Annotated in this window: 1 protein-coding gene; it reads right to left on the bottom strand. The window is 66.9% G+C overall.

The annotated features are described in order from the left end of the window. On the bottom strand, window positions 1-950 hold a 950-nt coding region (locus tag Aco03nite_RS52440), incomplete at its 5' end, for an autoinducer 2 ABC transporter substrate-binding protein (RefSeq protein ID WP_203810790.1).

Raw genomic sequence — 950 nt, 5'->3', positions numbered from 1 at the left:
TCAGTAGTTGAACTGGTCCACGTTCTCGGCGGTGATCGCGAGGGCCGGGCCCAGGAGCAGCATCTTCGTGCCGCTGTCGTAGGTCACCGCGGACAGGTCGGCCGAGACGTTGTTGGTGGCCTCGATGGTCTTGCCCTGCGCGATCTGAGCCCCGGCCCAGGCGGTGAGGTAGCCGAGGTTCTCCACGTCCCAGAGGATCGCGGCGGTCGAGGACTTGTCGGTCAGGTACGGCTTCATCGCCTGCGGCGTGCCCAGGCCGACGGTGAAGACCTTGCCGATCTTGCCGGCGTCCTTGACCGCCTGCGCCACACCCGGGGCACTGGAGGTGCACTCGCCGACCAGACCGGTCAGGTCCGGGTGGGCGTTCATCAGGTCGGTGGCCATCTGGGTGGCCTTGGCCTGGTCCTCACCGGCGTAGACGATGTCCACGATCTCCGCCTGCGGGTACTTCTCCTTGGTGTACGCCTTCTGGACCTCGATCCAGGAGTTCAGGTTCTCCGCGGTCTGCCCGCACGACACGATCGCGTACTTACCCTTACCGCCCATCGCCGTGAGCAGGCTGTCGGTCAGGCCCTGACCGATGCCCTCGGCGGTGGCCTGGTTGACGAACACCTCCCGCACACTGGACGGGGCGTCGGTGTCGGCGGTCGCGACGTGGATACCGGCATCCTTGGCCTGCTGCAACAGCGGGGCCATGCTGTCCGGGTCGTTCGGGGCGACGATCAGCGCGTCGACCTTCTGCTGGATGTAGGAGCGCACGATGTCGGCCTGTGCTGCCGCGTCGGCCTGGGTCGGACCCTGGTACAGCCACTCCACGTTACCGAGCGCGGCGGCCGCCTCCTTACCGCCGGCGTTCATCGCCTCGAAGTAGGGCACACCCTGCAACTTCGGAACGAACGCCACCTTGTACGTCTTGCTCCCCGCATCACCGGACGCGGCGGTGTCAGTGC

Origin of the sequence: Actinoplanes couchii, assembly GCF_016862075.1 — a bacterium.
Taxonomy (GTDB): domain Bacteria; phylum Actinomycetota; class Actinomycetes; order Mycobacteriales; family Micromonosporaceae; genus Actinoplanes; species Actinoplanes couchii.
The sequence above is the reverse complement of the archived record's forward strand: the minus strand, read 5'-3'. Positions and strand labels throughout refer to the sequence as shown.